Here is a 15,051-nt window from a genome sequence, read left to right on the forward strand (position 1 = left end):
AGCGAACGAGCTACTGGCTTAATCCAATACGATAAAGAATAAAAATCCCCGCCACTGTGCGGGGATTTTTTTATGTTACAAAGCAATGCTGATATTGAATTGTCCATTCTCGACTAGCCACGTACCAAAGGACAGCGAAACCATTGAACAAGAGTAATTTAACAAGGTAAAGCGCTTGTTCCTTAAGGCTTAAAAAACGGAGACACTAAGTCTCCGTTTATATTTATGAGCAACGATTATTTCTCTTCGAAACGCGCCGCCAGAGTAATGAAATTGTCCACTTGTTGTTTCATCTCTCGGCTGTGCTCACTGACAATACTCGTAGCCGCAACGTTTTGAGTGGCCGCTGATGCGATAGAGTGAATATGGTGATTCACCTCTTGCGTCAAACCGCGCTGTGCTTCTGCGGATTTCGCCATATCAGCGACTAACGTTTGCATATCTGAAAGCATTCGTTCAACTTCATAAAGTCGATTACCCGTTTCCTCGGCAACTAAACCACACGCCTGAGTTTGCGTTTGGCTTTCTTGAATCTCATGTTGCCAAGAATTAATGGTCTCTAGCATCGCAGATAAACTATTTTGAATCTGGTGAGTAGCTTTTTGCGTTCTTCCAGATAAAGCCCGAACTTCATCAGCAACAACGGAGAAACCTCTGCCCTGTTCCCCTGCTCTTGCAGCTTCAATCGCTGCGTTAAGTGCAAGCAAGTTCGTTTGATCGGCAATACCATCAATTTCTTCCATCAACTTGCTGACCGCATTGGCTTGGTCATTCAGTTGATGGGTCGTTCCGGTCGCTCGCTCAGCTTGTTCAGCTAAAGCCATCAAATCAGTGTGCGTCTGTTGAATAGTTTGCTTCGTTTTCAGACATTGATTCTGCGCTTGATCTAACAAGGCATACGCTTCATTAGTACTGCTGGAAACCGCATCAGCGGCAGACTCTACCGAATCCGTTGCATTCATTACGCTCTGAATATCAACATTTTGCTGTTCCAAGGCTTGATTTACTTCAACACACGTTTGGTTAAGCTGTTCAGAAGTCGCATAAAGTGGTTTAGCGGAATCTACCATTCGACCGAGCACAGTGCGAATACGTGCTGAATACATGCGCAAGTGATAATCCGCATAAGAGAACTCGCTATTCCCTGAGTAAATAAGACGGCTGATACTGTCGTACTTATTCTTCAGCTTGTTAATTTGGCGAGGTGTTTCAATCAGTTCATTTCTAAATAGCAACGCTAACGCTGCAACAGGAAGCAGACCCGAAATTAACTGAACAGCACTATTTGCAGACGCCAAATAAGCTAATGATGGCGCAGACAGTGACCCAGCCAAGATGGCGTAACGAACCGAAGAAGGCAGGGTTAAGGAGAAACGTTTACCGCCTCTTTCTGCTTTACACAACGCTTTATAAGCTTTACTTGCGGTTTCAACACGTTCACGTTTTGGTTGGACACGAACAGACTGATAACCCGCTAGCTTTCCATTTTCGTAGATAGGAGTTACGTAGGCATCAACCCAATAATGACCGTTGCTTTTGGTACGATTCTTAACAATTCCACGCCATGGATGACCTTTCTTTAAGTGGCTCCACATATCAGCGAATGCCGCTTTAGGCATATCTGGATGACGAACAATATTGTGGTTTTGGCCTAATAACTCATCTTCAGTAAATCCGGCGATTCGACAGAAGGTTTCGTTACAGTAGGTAATTACACCTTTAAGATCTGTTGTAGAGACTAGCTGATCTGTCTTCCCGACTGGAACCTCCAGATCTGAGGCAACTTGTTGAACTGACATACTTCTCGATATCTTATACGTTATATTTTGCGTGGAAATGTACACAAAGGTTAATAATGTTTCAAAAATATTATCGTATTTTATTCTATAACTGCGAGAGCAATCAATTTCCTTTGAAAGCCTGTGGACATTAAACAATTATCCCAGCCGAAGCTGGGATAAAAAGCAGAGGGTGAGTAATCAGAAGGATGTATTTACGTAGTTAATTGTTCGACACAATAAACAGTAACTCGACTCTGCGGTTGCAGGCGCGCCCTTCTGTTGTGCGGTTTGTACACGCTGGAATGTATTCGCCATAGCCACGCGTATAAATTGCGTCTTTAGATACTCTGTTCTTAATCAACGTTGTTTTCACTGTATCTGCACGTTTTACAGATAACGAATCATTAAACTTAGGTTTTCCAGTGCTGTCAGTATGTCCATCAATCACGACATCAATGCCTTGTTGTCTTGAAAGAAAATCACTCATCATTGATAGCCAATGGTATGACTCTTGTGAAACCTTAGAAGAACCTGTTTCAAATTGAACAGAATCTTTTAGGCGAACCATGACATGATTACCAGGCAGAACTTCATAGTCTACGCCGTTGTGTAGAAGAAATTGTTGCAAAGCGTCATAACTGCTAGTGCGAACTTGACCCAATGGGCCACGGACACCTGAAGTTGCGCTGCGCGATGGCGCTACCCACTCTGGATTACGTACATCCGTCTCGCCTTTCGGTGCCGCATCTAATAAATTGTTGCTGAACATACGGTCAGTTTGTAGTGAACCACAACCAGCCAATAACAACATCAGTGGGAAAACTAAAAATTTCATCGAATACATCACCCTTCAATCTAACTACATACATTTATCGGCACCATTTACAAAACTTTATAGAAAATTGATAACAATTTGTTTATCCGTGGTTTGCGTCACATCATTAAGCCGTTAGAATCTAAGCTAGTGTTTTTTAAAGGCGAATCTAATATGAAAAAATTGCTCACTGGCTTTATAAGTCTGTTTTCCTTGGTGTTTTTACTCTCCGGGTGCAGCGACAATTCAACACCCGTCGAAGGAGAACAATACCAACTATTGCCAGCGAATCTTTCTACCTATCGCTTAGCACCTGTGACTGAAGTATTTTCACTTACCTGCGGTCATTGCCGAAAAATGGAAACCATCATTCCTCAACTAGAACAGTTGACGAACGAACACTTCGGTAAGCTGCACGTAACCTTCAATGAAGGTGCAAAGATCGGCGCTATGATTTACTACACAGCAGTGATGCAGTTAGATGGCATTCCAGATAATGCAATGATGGAAGAGTTGTTCGCAGCAGTTCAGATGGGCGAAGGTTCAACACTGACTGACCGCCAAGCAGCAATTGAGAAAGTCTTTACAGACCGAAACCTAACTACCCCTTATCACTTAACTCAAGAACAACAAAAATCAGTGATGGCTATGGTTAAAACCGCAGACAAAGCGTCACGTGAAGGTCAGATCAATGCCGTCCCGACTTTTGTTGTTAAAGGTAAATACCAAGTTCTCACTAGTGGCCACAAAGATGTGGAAGGTATTGCTAAAACTATCAGCTACTTACTAACCCAACCATAAGATCAATAACCATGTATAAAATCGTTTTTCCTATTGTTATTTTTGTACTTGCGGCTTTTTTCGTATACCGCACTTGGACAAACCATAAAGCCGGTGAAGAGCAACTTGCGCTAGGTCAGGCATTCTTAACAGAGAATGCTGCTAAACCCGATGTTCACACAACCGAAAGTGGTTTGCAGTATCTTGTGCTTGAAGAAGGCACAGGTACGGTTCATCCAAAAGCAAACAGCAAAGTTACGGTCCATTACGAAGGTAAACTGCTTGACGGTACTGTCTTCGACAGTTCTTACCAACGTAATGAGCCAATTACATTTGGCTTAAACCAAGTGATTAAAGGCTGGCAAGAAGGTGTTCAGTTAATGGTTGAAGGACAGAAAATGCGTCTTTTCATCCCTGCTAACCTTGGTTACGGCAAAAGTGGTACAGGTCCTATTCCACCGTCAGCAACTCTGATCTTTGACGTAGAGCTGATTGCAATTAACTAATCAGCAGAACAACTGATTGAATTGAAATAGAGCCGCAATAGCGGCTCTATTTTTACTGTTCAGCGTTTTAATCTAGATATGGAAAGAACTGCAATCCGTGTTCTGTCACCATGATGCAATCCATACCACCTGCATGCGCGGCTTGTTTGCCGAGATCGGTGTCTTCAAAAACCACACATTCTTGAGGTTCTAACCCCAACAATTCACACGCCGTTAAAAAGGTTTGTGGATGAGGCTTATGATTTTCAACATCTGTCGCCGTGACTAGTGCATCCAACTTATCTAGCATGTTTACTCGGGTTAGTAGCTTAATCGCACTTATTCGTTGGCTTCCTGTACCTACCGCCAATTTTTTCTTACCTAAGTTCGCTTCCAGAAGATTAGCGGTTTCTGGTATTAAATCGCCACTTTCATCAATCTGACTAAACGCTTGCATCTTGTAATCGGAGACAGATTTCGGATCGAGTTCAATGCCGTAGGCTTTACTCACCTCAACCGCGATCTTAATACTCGGCATCCCGCCCATGCTTTGCAGCCATTTTGCATCAAATGGAAAACCAAATTTCTCAGCGGTAACACGCCAAGCTTCGACGTGTGCAGGCATCGTATCGATAAGAGTTCCATCCATATCAAATATCAAACCTTTGTACTTTTCTACGTCTATAGTCATCCGACCAAGGCTCCTGTCATAAAACTTTAATAATTGTCGTGCATATATTAGCCGACACTGAACTTAAGGGGGCGATTTCCCCCTGCACTCACGACGATAATAACAAAAATATCTATAAACTTTATAAACCAGGTAATCATATGAATATTAAACAAAAACTGTATTCATTAGGTGTTATTGCTGTCTTGGGCATCATTACCCTTTTAATAAGTTCTAATTATTTCGCGAATACCACACGAGAATTAACTCACGCCATCACTTTAGTCGACAAGCTTGAAATTCGATTACTTAATTTACGCCGTAACGAAAAAGATTTTTTACTTCGCAGCAGCACAAGTTACCTAGATAAATTCAAAAAGAACAGCGAACTCTTTTTAAGTTTGGAATCTGAACTGTCGCTCATTCTGTCTTCCAATCAACTTGGGTCATCTGCGGATCTGCGCAATGATCTTCTCTCTTATAAAAGAGGCTTTGAAGATCTAGTTGCCGCTTATGTTCAACTCGGGCTGGATAAAGAATCTGGCTTATTTCAGAAGTACTACGCTCTCTTCAATCAAGCGTTCAACTACGCTAACAAAGAAGGCCAACTTGAGCTCAATCAATTTGATGACAATGTTCTTGCAGGTGTGATTAATCCGCAAGGAGAAGTCGCGTCAATGTCAGAACTTATTGCAGCAGCGAAAGCGGTAACTATGCAAGAGCAGAAAATCGGCTTGAAATACAATGAAGGTTTGTTGGGCAATACGCGCAACCTTTCACACAATGTAGAACAGCAGTTTAAGACCTTTTCCGAAACACTGAGCAAAGAAGTGGATAACCGCCGTTCTGAAATTGCGATGATTGAAAACAGTATTACAGTGTTCGTTATTATCGTGATCTTTGGGCTTATCTTCCAGATTAGCCGCACCATAAATATTCGCGTCAATCGCATGTTGAATGTTATTCACAATATCTCTGATACCAACAACATCGGCTTGCGTTCAGACATCACTGGTAAAGATGAACTTGCATCGGTCAGTCATTACTTCAATAAACTGCTCGATAAATTCGAAGCACTAATTTCAGGCTCTCAGGCAAAATCAAACCAGTTATCGGTAAGCACTGCAGCTATGCACAATGAGTTGGAAGAAGTACTGCGACACTTTAATGCTCAAGCAGAACACACCTCAATGATGGCAACCTCCGTACAAGAAATGGTTTCCGCTATCGGCGAAATATCAGAAAGCACCAGTGTAGCCGTTGAAGGTGTACAGCAAGCCTCACACAACGCAGAGAACGGTCGTCAGGTCGTGGATTCTACCGTGCATAATATTGAGCAGCTCTCTACAACGTTGCAATCGAGCCAAAACTCAATTGCATCGCTAAACAATCATGTTGAAAAGATTGGCGGAGCCGTGAACATTATTCAAGGAATCGCTGAGCAAACGAACCTTCTTGCACTTAACGCAGCAATTGAAGCGGCACGTGCAGGCGAACAAGGCAGAGGTTTTGCGGTAGTCGCCGACGAAGTACGCTCGCTGGCAACAAGAACTCACGAATCAACGGAAGACATCACGAAAGTGGTAGCCGCCATTCAGTCGCAAATGGGCCTAGTCGTTAAAGACATAGAACAATGTAACACTCAGAGCCAAGAAACCTTGATGGATTCGCACAAGCTTGACGAAAGCCTGAGCCTCATTCTTTCAGATATGACTAATATCCAAGCGAACTCTGAACGTATTGCTTCTGCGATTGAAGAGCAAGGCATAGTGATGAACCAAGTCAGTGAGTCGATCACGGAACTGAATTCTATATCAGAAGACAACATGCACTCAGCACAGCAAGTCATGTCTGAAGTGGATATGGTCTCCCAGCAAGCTAAAGATATGGACCAAGCAGTTTCGGAATTCACAACTAAACGCTGATATCCGACAAAAGTTTTTGTTACTAAAACAGAGAGCCCAGCAAATGCTGGGCTCTCTGTTATGACTAGACTATCCAAATACATTGACTTACTCGATGGATGCCAACATCAGTTTTGGCGTTTTCCAAGCGAAAACAAACTCTGGAACTTCACTACCACATGGCGCTCTCCAGAGTTGTTGTAATTGGTGTTCACCACCGATGTGATCGTAGAAATCGATTGCCTGTCTGTTTTGTTCCAACACTTCCAGATATACCCCATTGTCTGGAAAATAATGATCTATCCACTGAGCCATTTCGCGAATCAGCTTCTTGCCAAGTCCGCGTCCTCGATACTCAGGGTCAATATGCAGTGACTCAATGATACTTCCGCGCTCAAAATCGTGATTTCCAAATGCGCAAATAAAACCAATTAACTGGTCGTTTTCTTCCAATAACAAAATATGCTGATTAAAAGGTGGGTTGGTCAGGCGAGTTTGCCAAATCACAAGTCTATCCGGCAGTGCTTCATTATCGAGATAATCTTGCTTCAATAAACCTTGGTAATGTGCTTTCCAACTACGAACGTGAAGAGCAGCGATTTTTTCAAAATCGCTATATTCCGCTATCCTAATTTCCATTTATTAGTCCTTATAACTTCCTGTAAGGATTTCTAGTACCCATTCATACTATTCATTTAGGATGGAAAAGCAAAACATACTGGTCACAATTTTGCTAAAGTTATTTGACTTACACATGTTCGCTGATAATCTAGCGCACACTTGTAAGCCCAAAGGATTTAATCATGACAACTAAGCCGCCAGTTATATGGCTAAATGTCGCAATATTCACACTCAGTTTTCTTTTAGCTGCGGTTGTTACACCGTGGTTTGGTTGGCATTTTGGCTTTGGTGCTGAGCACTGGGTTTGGCTAATCGTTTGTTTTTCATTCTGTAACCTTTCAATTACCATGGGCTATCACCGCCTATGGTCACACAAGACTTTTGAAGCCCATTGGCTAGTTCGTCTATTGTGTGCTCTCGGCGGCGCATTTGCATTACAGAATAGCGCGCTGCATTGGTCTTCCGATCACCGAGTTCACCATAAGTTTGTCGACCAGAATGACAAAGATCCTTACTCAGCAAAGAAAGGTTTTTGGTATTCACACATTGGCTGGATGCTACGCCACTACAATAAAGCGGTATATGACGACTACAGTAACTGCCGCGATCTACAAAAAGATGCGATCGTAATGTGGCAACACCGCTATTACGTCCCTCTTGCTGTGCTCATGAATATCGGTGTGCCTCTGCTACTCGGCATTATCTATAACGATATTATCGGCATGTTGCTGATGGTTGGCGCTGTCCGCTTGGTACTTAACCACCACACCACTTTCTTTATCAACTCTCTGGCGCATATTTGGGGTTCACAGCCGTACACCAATAAAAACACCGCAAGAGACAACGGTGTGTTGGCTTTCTTCACTTTTGGCGAAGGCTATCATAACTATCACCACATCTTTGAAAATGATTACCGAAACGGTATTTATTGGTGGCAGTACGATCCTACCAAATGGCTCATCAAAGCTTGCTCGTGGGTAGGCTTGACTAAGAAACTGAGAAAAGCACCACCGTTGAAAATCGAGAAGGCGCGTGCTCAGATGGCACTGGTTTATGTGCAAAGCAGAATCCTGTCGCTGCCAAATCACGTCGTACTAATGAATAGCTTTCAACATGAATTTGATTCATTCATGAGCGAACTGCACAATTACTACGATATTAAAAGACAACTGCTTGAAAGTAAGAAAAACCTAGCATTTAAGAAGTATGAACGTTCTATGCTCAAGGTTCGCTACGACCAGGTTAAGCTCGATTTTGTTGAAAAAAGAAACCGCTGGAACCGAATAGTTTCACAATACGCTTAATTCTTCCTATCTTTTAAAAAAGTGGCGCATTTGTGCCACTTTTCTTTTTCCCCCTCAAAATATTAGTAAATCTCATACAAAAGATAATTTTAACTAATGCATATATTTATTAATATTATCCGGAGTAATTATTCATAAAAAGCACAATACCCTATAAAAGATAGTTTAATTTTTATTGCTTTAGATCATTCAAAGTGCAAGTTGAACTCGTGCCACAACAAAGTTTCAAGTAAATTGCCGTAACACTTTGCAACATTTACTTTTAACTTTACTCGCATCATTCTCATAGATTGGAGACTACTATGCTTGAACTTCTCATCGGGTTAGTTGTTACGATTGCTGTTGGATACCTGATCGTAAAAGGCTACAAAGCGGCTGGCGTGCTACTGACTGGTGGTCTTGTGCTACTCATTCTCACCGGTATTATTGGTCACACCGTATTGCCTAAAAACGTTGCGTCAACGGGCAACTTGCTGACAGATTCATTAGAATACGTGAAATTTATGCTGCAAAACCGAGGCGGCGGCTTAGGCATGCAGATCATGCTGTTGTGTGGTTTCGCCTCTTACATGACTCATATCGGTGCAAATAATGTTGTAGTGAAACAGTTTTCTAAACCACTCTCTTTTATTAAATCACCATACATTCTGCTTGTTTCTGCATACATCGTTGCTTGTTTAATGTCTCTGGCTGTAAGCTCAGCAACAGGTCTAGGCGTGCTATTAATGGCAACGTTATTCCCGATGATGACAGCGATGGGTATCTCTCGCCCAGCAGCAGCGGCAGTATGTGCTTCACCAGCGGCAATCATTCTTTCTCCAACTTCTGGTGACGTTGTCATTGCGGCTGAAAAATCGGGCTTGAGTCTAGATGTGTTCGCGGTACAAACCGTTCTTCCAGTGTCTATCTGTGCCATTATCGTTATGGCGATTACTGCTTACTTCTGGAACAAATATCTGGATAAGAAAGATAACACGCCAATGGAACGTGTTGATGTATCAGAAATTGAAGTGAATGCACCGGGTTATTACTCAATTCTGCCATTCCTTCCAATTATTGGTGTCTTCCTGTTCAACGGTAAAACCATCGAAGGTCTATCTTTAGATATCTACACTATCGTTGTCGCTTCTATCTTTGTTGGTGCCTTAGTTCACTACGTATCTCGTAAGTTCAACGGTAAAGAAGCTTTAGAAGACCTAGAAGTGTGTTACGACGGTATGGCCGATGCGTTTAAAGGCGTGGTAATGCTATTAGTGGCAGCAGGCGTATTTGCGCAAGGTTTAATGTCTATCGGTGCTATTGATAACCTACTTCACCTTGCTGAAACTGCGGGTGCAGGTGGTGTGGCTCTAATGCTTATACTGACCATATTGACGGTTGCGGCTGCAATCGCAACAGGTTCAGGTAACGCACCTTTCTACGCTTTCGTAGAGCTTGCTCCGTCACTGGCTGCAAAATTGGGTCTGAACCCAGCGTTCCTAATTATCCCAATGTTACAGGCATCAAACCTAGGCCGTACTATTTCTCCGGTATCCGGTGTTATCGTTGCGACTTCAGGTATGGCACATTTAAGCCCGTTCGAAGTAGTTAAACGTACCTTCCTGCCAGTAATGACCGGTTTAATTACCGTGATTATCGGTACTACGGTTCTTGTTCCTATGATGGCTTAACATCAGCCAACCTTAACCATAAAAAGGCCAGCGATTCGCTGGTCTTTTTGTATTCCAATTCGATAGGTTTTGTCATTCATATTAGCTTTCACTTGACCTGAATCAACGGAGTGTTCGTACACTACTTTGGAGGTAGCGACTAATCTTATGCACACAGATAATGTGGTTATAATTTTAGTAGCGCGTTTTATACAAGGTTGGCGTATGAAAACTTCTCGTTCCAAAATTTCCGAAAGCCGCCGCCGGTTCTTAAGAGATGCTTCCAGAACTGCCGTTGGTGTCGGCGCAGCTGCATCACTTCTCGGATTGCAATCTCTGCAAAGTCAGGCAAGAGAAACATCAGGTGTCCCTATTCGCCCGCCAGGTGCGTTGCCTGGTAATGATTTCGAGAAAGCCTGTGTGCGCTGCGGCTTATGCGTTCAGGCATGTCCATATGATACGTTGAAGTTGGCTTCTCTTCTTTCACCTGTTGCTGCGGGTACACCCTACTTCACAGCCAGACAAATACCTTGTGAAATGTGTGAAGACGTTCCTTGCGTAAAAGCCTGTCCCAGCGGTGCGTTAGATCCTGCACTGACTGACATTGATGATGCAAGAATGGGCACAGCAGTACTGATCGACCAAAAGAACTGCCTCAATTTTCAAGGCTTACGTTGTGATGTCTGTTATCGCATCTGTCCTGCTATCGATAAAGCCATCACCCTAGAAACTATCCGCAATGAAAGAACCGGATTTCACGCCAAATTTATACCGACCGTTCATGCTGATTGCTGTACAGGTTGCGGTAAGTGCGAAGAAGCTTGTGTGTTAGATGTGGCAGCAATAAAAGTGGTACCGACTGAACTTGCGCAAGGTCAGTTAGGTAAACATTACCGCTTAGGCTGGGAAGAGCATTCTGAAGTGCGTGTCGACACCGAAGAACACGGTGGCGTTCCAATTAAACCATTTAACGGTAACCAGCTTTAGGAGGTGGATGATGGCTAAGCATTTGGCTAAAGACGCCGGTAAAGCGGCAATACAAAACTTAGGTTGGTGGAAAGCACATCGCTTCCTAATCCTTAGAAGACTTTCTCAACTCACGATTATTGCGCTGTTTATGGCAGGCCCGACATGGGGAGTATTCAAAGGAAACCTGTCATCAAGTACTTTATTTGATGTCATTCCATTTACCGATCCACTGTTACTGCTGCAAACCATCGCCGCTGGGCATCTTCCTGAATTCACAGCAATATTGGGCGCTCTCATTGTTGTTGGATTATATGCCATTATCGCGCCAAGAGCCTTCTGTGCTTGGGTTTGTCCGTTGAATATCGTGACTGATTTAGCCGCTTGGCTACGCAGAAAATTGAATGTAAAAGCGAGCTATTCATGGCCAAAGAGCCTACGTTATTGGCTGATTCCAGTATTGTTGATTGGTAGTGCCCTTTCAGGAAGCGCACTATGGGTATGGATTGACCCTGTTTCTGCGCTGCACCGAGGTCTGATTTTTGGTATGGGCGCGGGCTGGATGCTGATTGTACTTGTCTTCTTGCTTGATCTATTGCTCGTTGAACACGGCTGGTGTGGTCACTTATGCCCTTTAGGGGCGACCTACGGCATCATCGGGAAACAAAGCATTATTCGTGTCACCGCTACAAACAGAGACGCTTGCACTAAATGTATGGATTGTTTCAACATCTGCCCAGAGCCACAAGTTCTTAGGGAGCCATTAAAAGATGGTGATATAAGAGTTATGGATAAGGATTGCATTAGCTGCGGACGCTGCATTGATGTGTGTTCTGAAAAGGTATTTGAGTTTAAAACTCGCTATTCGAAACAGTAGCGACTGCTCAATTGCGGACAAAAATCCATTCTTTCACTTAGGAACAAAGCACTTAGAAAAAAGAGGCTTAATCGCCTCTTTTTCGTTTTAGAAGAACAGCTATTGTTATCTCAATTCGCCGTAGCGTTCCAGATAAAGCACTGTTGCTGCTGTACGCGAAGGCACACGTAACTTTTTCAGCAAACTCTTCATGTGAACTTTAACTGTCGCTTCAGAAATGAACAGGTGATCCGCAATTTGCTTGTTACGGTAACCTTTCGCAACTTCCGCAAGAATTTGAGATTCACGATCTGTCAAAGAATCAAATACATCAGAGTGTGCTTGACGTTCGCGAAGATATTTAGCGACGACGCTGCTGTAAGCTTTCTCACCAGAAGAAGCTTGTTTTAACAGTTCAATCAGTTCGTCAGGCTCAGTATCTTTTAACAAATAGCCGTCAGCTCCTGCTTTCACTAATGCTTCAATGTCTGCCGCACTGTCAGAAACCGTTAGTATAACGATGGTTGAGCTGCATCCGTCGGTACGTAGTGCCTGAAGGGTATCAAGCCCAGACATGCCCTTCATGTTCAGGTCAAGCAGGATTAAATCTGGTTCATCTTCATGGGCCAACGCGACGGCTTCAGTACCGTTACTTGCTTCGGCGATCACGTCAAAATCGTCTTCTAAGCTCAACAACTGATTAATGCCTCTGCGCATTAGCGGGTGGTCATCCACCAACATTACTCTAATCTTCGTCAACGTTAATGTCCTTAGACTGTTTAAATTTCAAAGTTATTCTGCAACCGGAATTCAGAGAAGAGTTCACTGTCAATTCACCGTTTAGGCGGGCTGCTCGCTCTTGCATTATGCTTAAACCATAGTGGTTAAGTTTTGCATCGTGTTCTTCAAAACCGACACCATTATCTTCGACTACGACAACCACATCCCCGCCCAACTCATTACACTCCACTACAATTTTTGTAGCCTCTGCGTGCTTAATAGCGTTAATGACTGCCTCTCGGATCAACTGCATTAAGTGCACCTGCTGATGTGCATTCAACTCCAGAGAAGAGAGATTATTGGTTAATTCAATTGATGCACTGGTGTGCTCTTTCAACTGATTGATCATTTCCAATAACGCACGTCCGAAATTGCCTTCTTTGATGGTTAATCGGAACGTGGTCAGTAACTCTCGCAACTGCGTGTAAGCTCCGGATAAACCCTCATCGATATCTTTTATAATGTCTGCTGTCTTTTCACTTTGTGGCGTTTGTTCTAGCTTGTTCATGACTCGCTTAAGCAAAGAGACCTGAATTTTCAAATATGAAAGCGACTGAGCCAGAGAGTCATGCAGTTCACGTGCGATGGTCGCTCGCTCTTCCATTAGAAGTAACTGCTCTGCCTGTTTCTGTGCTTTGTTAAAGTAAACCGCTCGTGAAAGCATCTGCACAAAACTGTCGATCAGTGCTTTGTCCGGGCATGGTAAACCCGCCCGCCAGTACAATCTTCCTAACGTTTGTCCATCTACCCTAAGTGGTTGCTCGTGACAGTTGTTATTACAATTACTGTCGCAATAACCTTCATTTAAAACAATACCTTTGCCCGCCTCTTCATCTATTTCGAGGCGAACGGCATCAATACCTTCAACACTGACGATTTGTTTCAGTAACGTCTGAAAATTCTCTTGGCTAATTCGAGAAGCCGTTAACTGTTGTGAAGACTCATAAAGCACCTGCAACGACTGATTTGCGTGTTGAAGCTTGTGGGTCTTCTCATTCACTGCATTTTCAAGACCGTGATACAGCTTACCCAACTCATTCGCCATATCATTAAATGTGCGGGTCAATATCGCCATTTCATTACGGCTGGTTGTTTTCAACTGCACATCAAAAGAGCGGTTCTGTACCTGTTCACTCGCCACAACTAAATTACGCAACGGGCCTACAACTTCTCTTCGGGTATAAATAATGACCAACGCAGAGACCAAAAAGACACCGCCAAGACCCAAGCTCCCAACCCATGCCAACTTGATTAATTTGCTTTCAGAAAACTGTTGCAGTTTAAACACAAACACATCAATTTGGCTGACGAAGCCCGCAACAAGATTCAAATAGTCAGCACGTTGGTCACTTTTTAAAATTGTTTTCAGCTCTTGCCAGCGAACAATGATGTCGTTGTAATCGGACTGAATATCTTCAGGCACTGTCCAATGTTTTAACGCCTGCATAGAAGGCGAAAATAGCGAATGTTCAAAACTCTCAATGTGACGCGCATAGTCAACGGAGGAACTTTGAATATCATGCGCTAAGCGATAACTCTGCATGCGCATTGAACCAGACACGTTTACCGCTTCTGCATCATTCAAAGAAGATGCTAACGTTATGATAGCGAAACTAATTGTTGCAAACGACATCATGACAATGCTAAACATTGCCTTGGCGATTGTGCCTATGAGCGACCTTTCAACTCTTCTAACCAAACTTGTGCATTTCCTTCATTTTGACGTTTGTCGTCTTTCTTAATATTTGAATGACAGCCAAAGACTAACAATATGTGATCACTCTCGCTGGAAATTATTGATCTAAAACAACGCTTACCCCCAATTACCTCCTTATAGGTATTTAAGAAAATAGCCTGAAAACTACAATTTTCATATGGATATGTGAAAATTGTGGCTTAACATCTATGGGCTACAATTTACCTATCGCTTACTAATAATAAGGTGATTGTAGTGGTCGATTTAGCCAGACGTCGATTGTTCTCGCGTAAAACTGTTGAAGACTCAGCAATAATCATGCCTTGGGTTAAATCAGCAGCTTCGTTTACTGACGATTGTACACGTTGCGGCAAATGTGTTTCTGCTTGTGAAACCAAAGTCATTATTAATGGTGACGGTGGTTTTCCAACTGTCGATTTTACTCAAGGCGAATGTACATTTTGTTATCAATGTGCCGATGTTTGCCCTGAGCCTATCTTCCTTCCACAGTCCAGTTCACCTTGGCAGATTAAAGCGAATATCAAACAAAATTGTTTGGCGTATCAAAACGTTGAATGTCGTAGCTGTGGTGAGTCCTGTGACACCATGGCCATTCAGTTTAAGTTGCAGTTAAACAAAGTTGCACAACCAGTCATCAACTTTGATGACTGCAGTGGTTGCGGAGCATGTGTTTCAGTATGCCCAACAGCAGCTATTCATGTAAGCAATGCAATATAAAAATGAG

Annotated in this window: 14 protein-coding genes; 8 read left to right on the forward strand and 6 right to left on the reverse strand. The window is 43.0% G+C overall.

Annotated features, from left to right (window positions below):
• Nucleotides 1–236: 236 nt before the first annotated feature.
• Nucleotides 237–1,799, reverse strand: a complete 1,563-nt coding sequence (locus tag HUO09_RS17910; protein ID WP_188234888.1) for a PAS domain-containing methyl-accepting chemotaxis protein — start codon at nucleotides 1,797–1,799, stop codon at nucleotides 237–239.
• Nucleotides 1,800–2,001: 202 nt separating this feature from the next.
• Nucleotides 2,002–2,616: an OmpA family protein gene (locus tag HUO09_RS17915; protein WP_167411085.1), complete on the reverse strand. Its 615-nt coding sequence runs from the start codon at nucleotides 2,614–2,616 to the stop codon at nucleotides 2,002–2,004.
• Nucleotides 2,617–2,769: 153 nt separating this feature from the next.
• On the opposite strand from HUO09_RS17915, the gene HUO09_RS17920 reads away from it, so the two are divergent.
• Nucleotides 2,770–3,396: a thiol:disulfide interchange protein DsbA/DsbL gene (locus HUO09_RS17920; RefSeq protein WP_188234889.1), complete on the forward strand. Its 627-nt coding sequence runs from the start codon at nucleotides 2,770–2,772 to the stop codon at nucleotides 3,394–3,396.
• Between the two features lie 11 nt (nucleotides 3,397–3,407).
• Nucleotides 3,408–3,881, forward strand: coding sequence for an FKBP-type peptidyl-prolyl cis-trans isomerase (locus HUO09_RS17925; RefSeq protein ID WP_042483099.1), 474 nt, complete (start codon nucleotides 3,408–3,410; stop codon nucleotides 3,879–3,881).
• A 67-nt stretch (nucleotides 3,882–3,948) separates the two neighbouring features.
• Here the strand turns inward: HUO09_RS17925 and HUO09_RS17930 are convergent, their stop codons facing one another.
• Nucleotides 3,949–4,551, reverse strand: a complete 603-nt coding sequence (locus HUO09_RS17930) for a beta-phosphoglucomutase family hydrolase (protein WP_167411088.1) — start codon at nucleotides 4,549–4,551, stop codon at nucleotides 3,949–3,951.
• Between the two features lie 140 nt (nucleotides 4,552–4,691).
• Here HUO09_RS17930 and HUO09_RS17935 point away from each other — a divergent pair, with 140 nt between their 5' ends.
• Nucleotides 4,692–6,455, forward strand: coding sequence for a methyl-accepting chemotaxis protein (locus HUO09_RS17935; protein WP_188234890.1), 1,764 nt, complete (start codon nucleotides 4,692–4,694; stop codon nucleotides 6,453–6,455).
• Nucleotides 6,456–6,542: 87 nt separating this feature from the next.
• On the opposite strand, the gene HUO09_RS17940 is transcribed toward HUO09_RS17935, so the two are convergent.
• The gene (locus tag HUO09_RS17940) at nucleotides 6,543–7,073 is read right to left on the reverse strand and encodes a GNAT family N-acetyltransferase (protein ID WP_167411090.1); all 531 of its coding nucleotides are present in this window, start codon (nucleotides 7,071–7,073) and stop codon (nucleotides 6,543–6,545) included.
• A gap of 164 nt (nucleotides 7,074–7,237) precedes the next feature.
• On the opposite strand from HUO09_RS17940, the gene HUO09_RS17945 reads away from it, so the two are divergent.
• The 4 genes from HUO09_RS17945 to napH all read left to right on the forward strand — a co-directional run bounded on the left by HUO09_RS17945 (nucleotide 7,238) and on the right by napH (nucleotide 11,851).
• The gene (locus tag HUO09_RS17945; RefSeq protein WP_188234891.1) at nucleotides 7,238–8,359 is read left to right on the forward strand and encodes a fatty acid desaturase; all 1,122 of its coding nucleotides are present in this window, start codon (nucleotides 7,238–7,240) and stop codon (nucleotides 8,357–8,359) included.
• A gap of 302 nt (nucleotides 8,360–8,661) precedes the next feature.
• A complete protein-coding gene (gene dcuC, locus HUO09_RS17950) occupies nucleotides 8,662–10,029 on the forward strand; it encodes an anaerobic C4-dicarboxylate transporter DcuC (RefSeq protein ID WP_102942256.1) in 1,368 nt (455 codons plus the stop codon).
• 204 nt (nucleotides 10,030–10,233) lie between these two features.
• Nucleotides 10,234–10,995: a ferredoxin-type protein NapG gene (napG, locus tag HUO09_RS17955; protein ID WP_188234892.1), complete on the forward strand. Its 762-nt coding sequence runs from the start codon at nucleotides 10,234–10,236 to the stop codon at nucleotides 10,993–10,995.
• 10 nt (nucleotides 10,996–11,005) lie between these two features.
• Nucleotides 11,006–11,851, forward strand: coding sequence for a quinol dehydrogenase ferredoxin subunit NapH (gene napH / locus HUO09_RS17960; RefSeq protein ID WP_188234893.1), 846 nt, complete (start codon nucleotides 11,006–11,008; stop codon nucleotides 11,849–11,851).
• 105 nt (nucleotides 11,852–11,956) lie between these two features.
• Here napH and HUO09_RS17965 read toward each other — a convergent pair whose 3' ends face one another.
• Together HUO09_RS17965 and narQ are read right to left on the reverse strand one after the other, a co-directional pair.
• The gene (locus tag HUO09_RS17965) at nucleotides 11,957–12,589 is read right to left on the reverse strand and encodes a response regulator (RefSeq protein ID WP_188234894.1); all 633 of its coding nucleotides are present in this window, start codon (nucleotides 12,587–12,589) and stop codon (nucleotides 11,957–11,959) included.
• A complete protein-coding gene (gene narQ, locus HUO09_RS17970; RefSeq protein WP_188234895.1) occupies nucleotides 12,576–14,309 on the reverse strand; it encodes a nitrate/nitrite two-component system sensor histidine kinase NarQ in 1,734 nt (577 codons plus the stop codon). The genes HUO09_RS17965 and narQ overlap by 14 nt, the downstream gene beginning before the upstream one ends.
• Nucleotides 14,310–14,561: 252 nt before the next feature.
• Between narQ and napF the strand changes: the two genes are divergently transcribed.
• The gene (gene napF, locus HUO09_RS17975) at nucleotides 14,562–15,044 is read left to right on the forward strand and encodes a ferredoxin-type protein NapF (protein WP_188234896.1); all 483 of its coding nucleotides are present in this window, start codon (nucleotides 14,562–14,564) and stop codon (nucleotides 15,042–15,044) included.
• Nucleotides 15,045–15,051 lie beyond the last annotated feature (7 nt).

It is taken from the genome of Vibrio sp. Y2-5 (assembly GCF_014596725.1).
GTDB lineage: Bacteria > Pseudomonadota > Gammaproteobacteria > Enterobacterales > Vibrionaceae > Vibrio.

Bases quoted from the DNA above. Each gene is read 5' to 3' on its own strand.
- HUO09_RS17910 (WP_188234888.1), bottom strand. From the start codon at position 1,799: ATGTCAGTTCAACAAGTTGCCTCAGATCTGGAGGTTCCAGTCGGGAAG.
- HUO09_RS17915 (WP_167411085.1), bottom strand. From the start codon at position 2,616: ATGAAATTTTTAGTTTTCCCACTGATGTTGTTATTGGCTGGTTGTGGT.
- HUO09_RS17920 (WP_188234889.1), top strand. From the start codon at position 2,770: ATGAAAAAATTGCTCACTGGCTTTATAAGTCTGTTTTCCTTGGTGTTT.
- HUO09_RS17925 (WP_042483099.1), top strand. From the start codon at position 3,408: ATGTATAAAATCGTTTTTCCTATTGTTATTTTTGTACTTGCGGCTTTT.
- HUO09_RS17930 (WP_167411088.1), bottom strand. From the start codon at position 4,551: ATGACTATAGACGTAGAAAAGTACAAAGGTTTGATATTTGATATGGAT.
- HUO09_RS17935 (WP_188234890.1), top strand. From the start codon at position 4,692: ATGAATATTAAACAAAAACTGTATTCATTAGGTGTTATTGCTGTCTTG.
- HUO09_RS17940 (WP_167411090.1), bottom strand. From the start codon at position 7,073: ATGGAAATTAGGATAGCGGAATATAGCGATTTTGAAAAAATCGCTGCT.
- HUO09_RS17945 (WP_188234891.1), top strand. From the start codon at position 7,238: ATGACAACTAAGCCGCCAGTTATATGGCTAAATGTCGCAATATTCACA.
- dcuC (WP_102942256.1), top strand. From the start codon at position 8,662: ATGCTTGAACTTCTCATCGGGTTAGTTGTTACGATTGCTGTTGGATAC.
- napG (WP_188234892.1), top strand. From the start codon at position 10,234: ATGAAAACTTCTCGTTCCAAAATTTCCGAAAGCCGCCGCCGGTTCTTA.
- napH (WP_188234893.1), top strand. From the start codon at position 11,006: ATGGCTAAGCATTTGGCTAAAGACGCCGGTAAAGCGGCAATACAAAAC.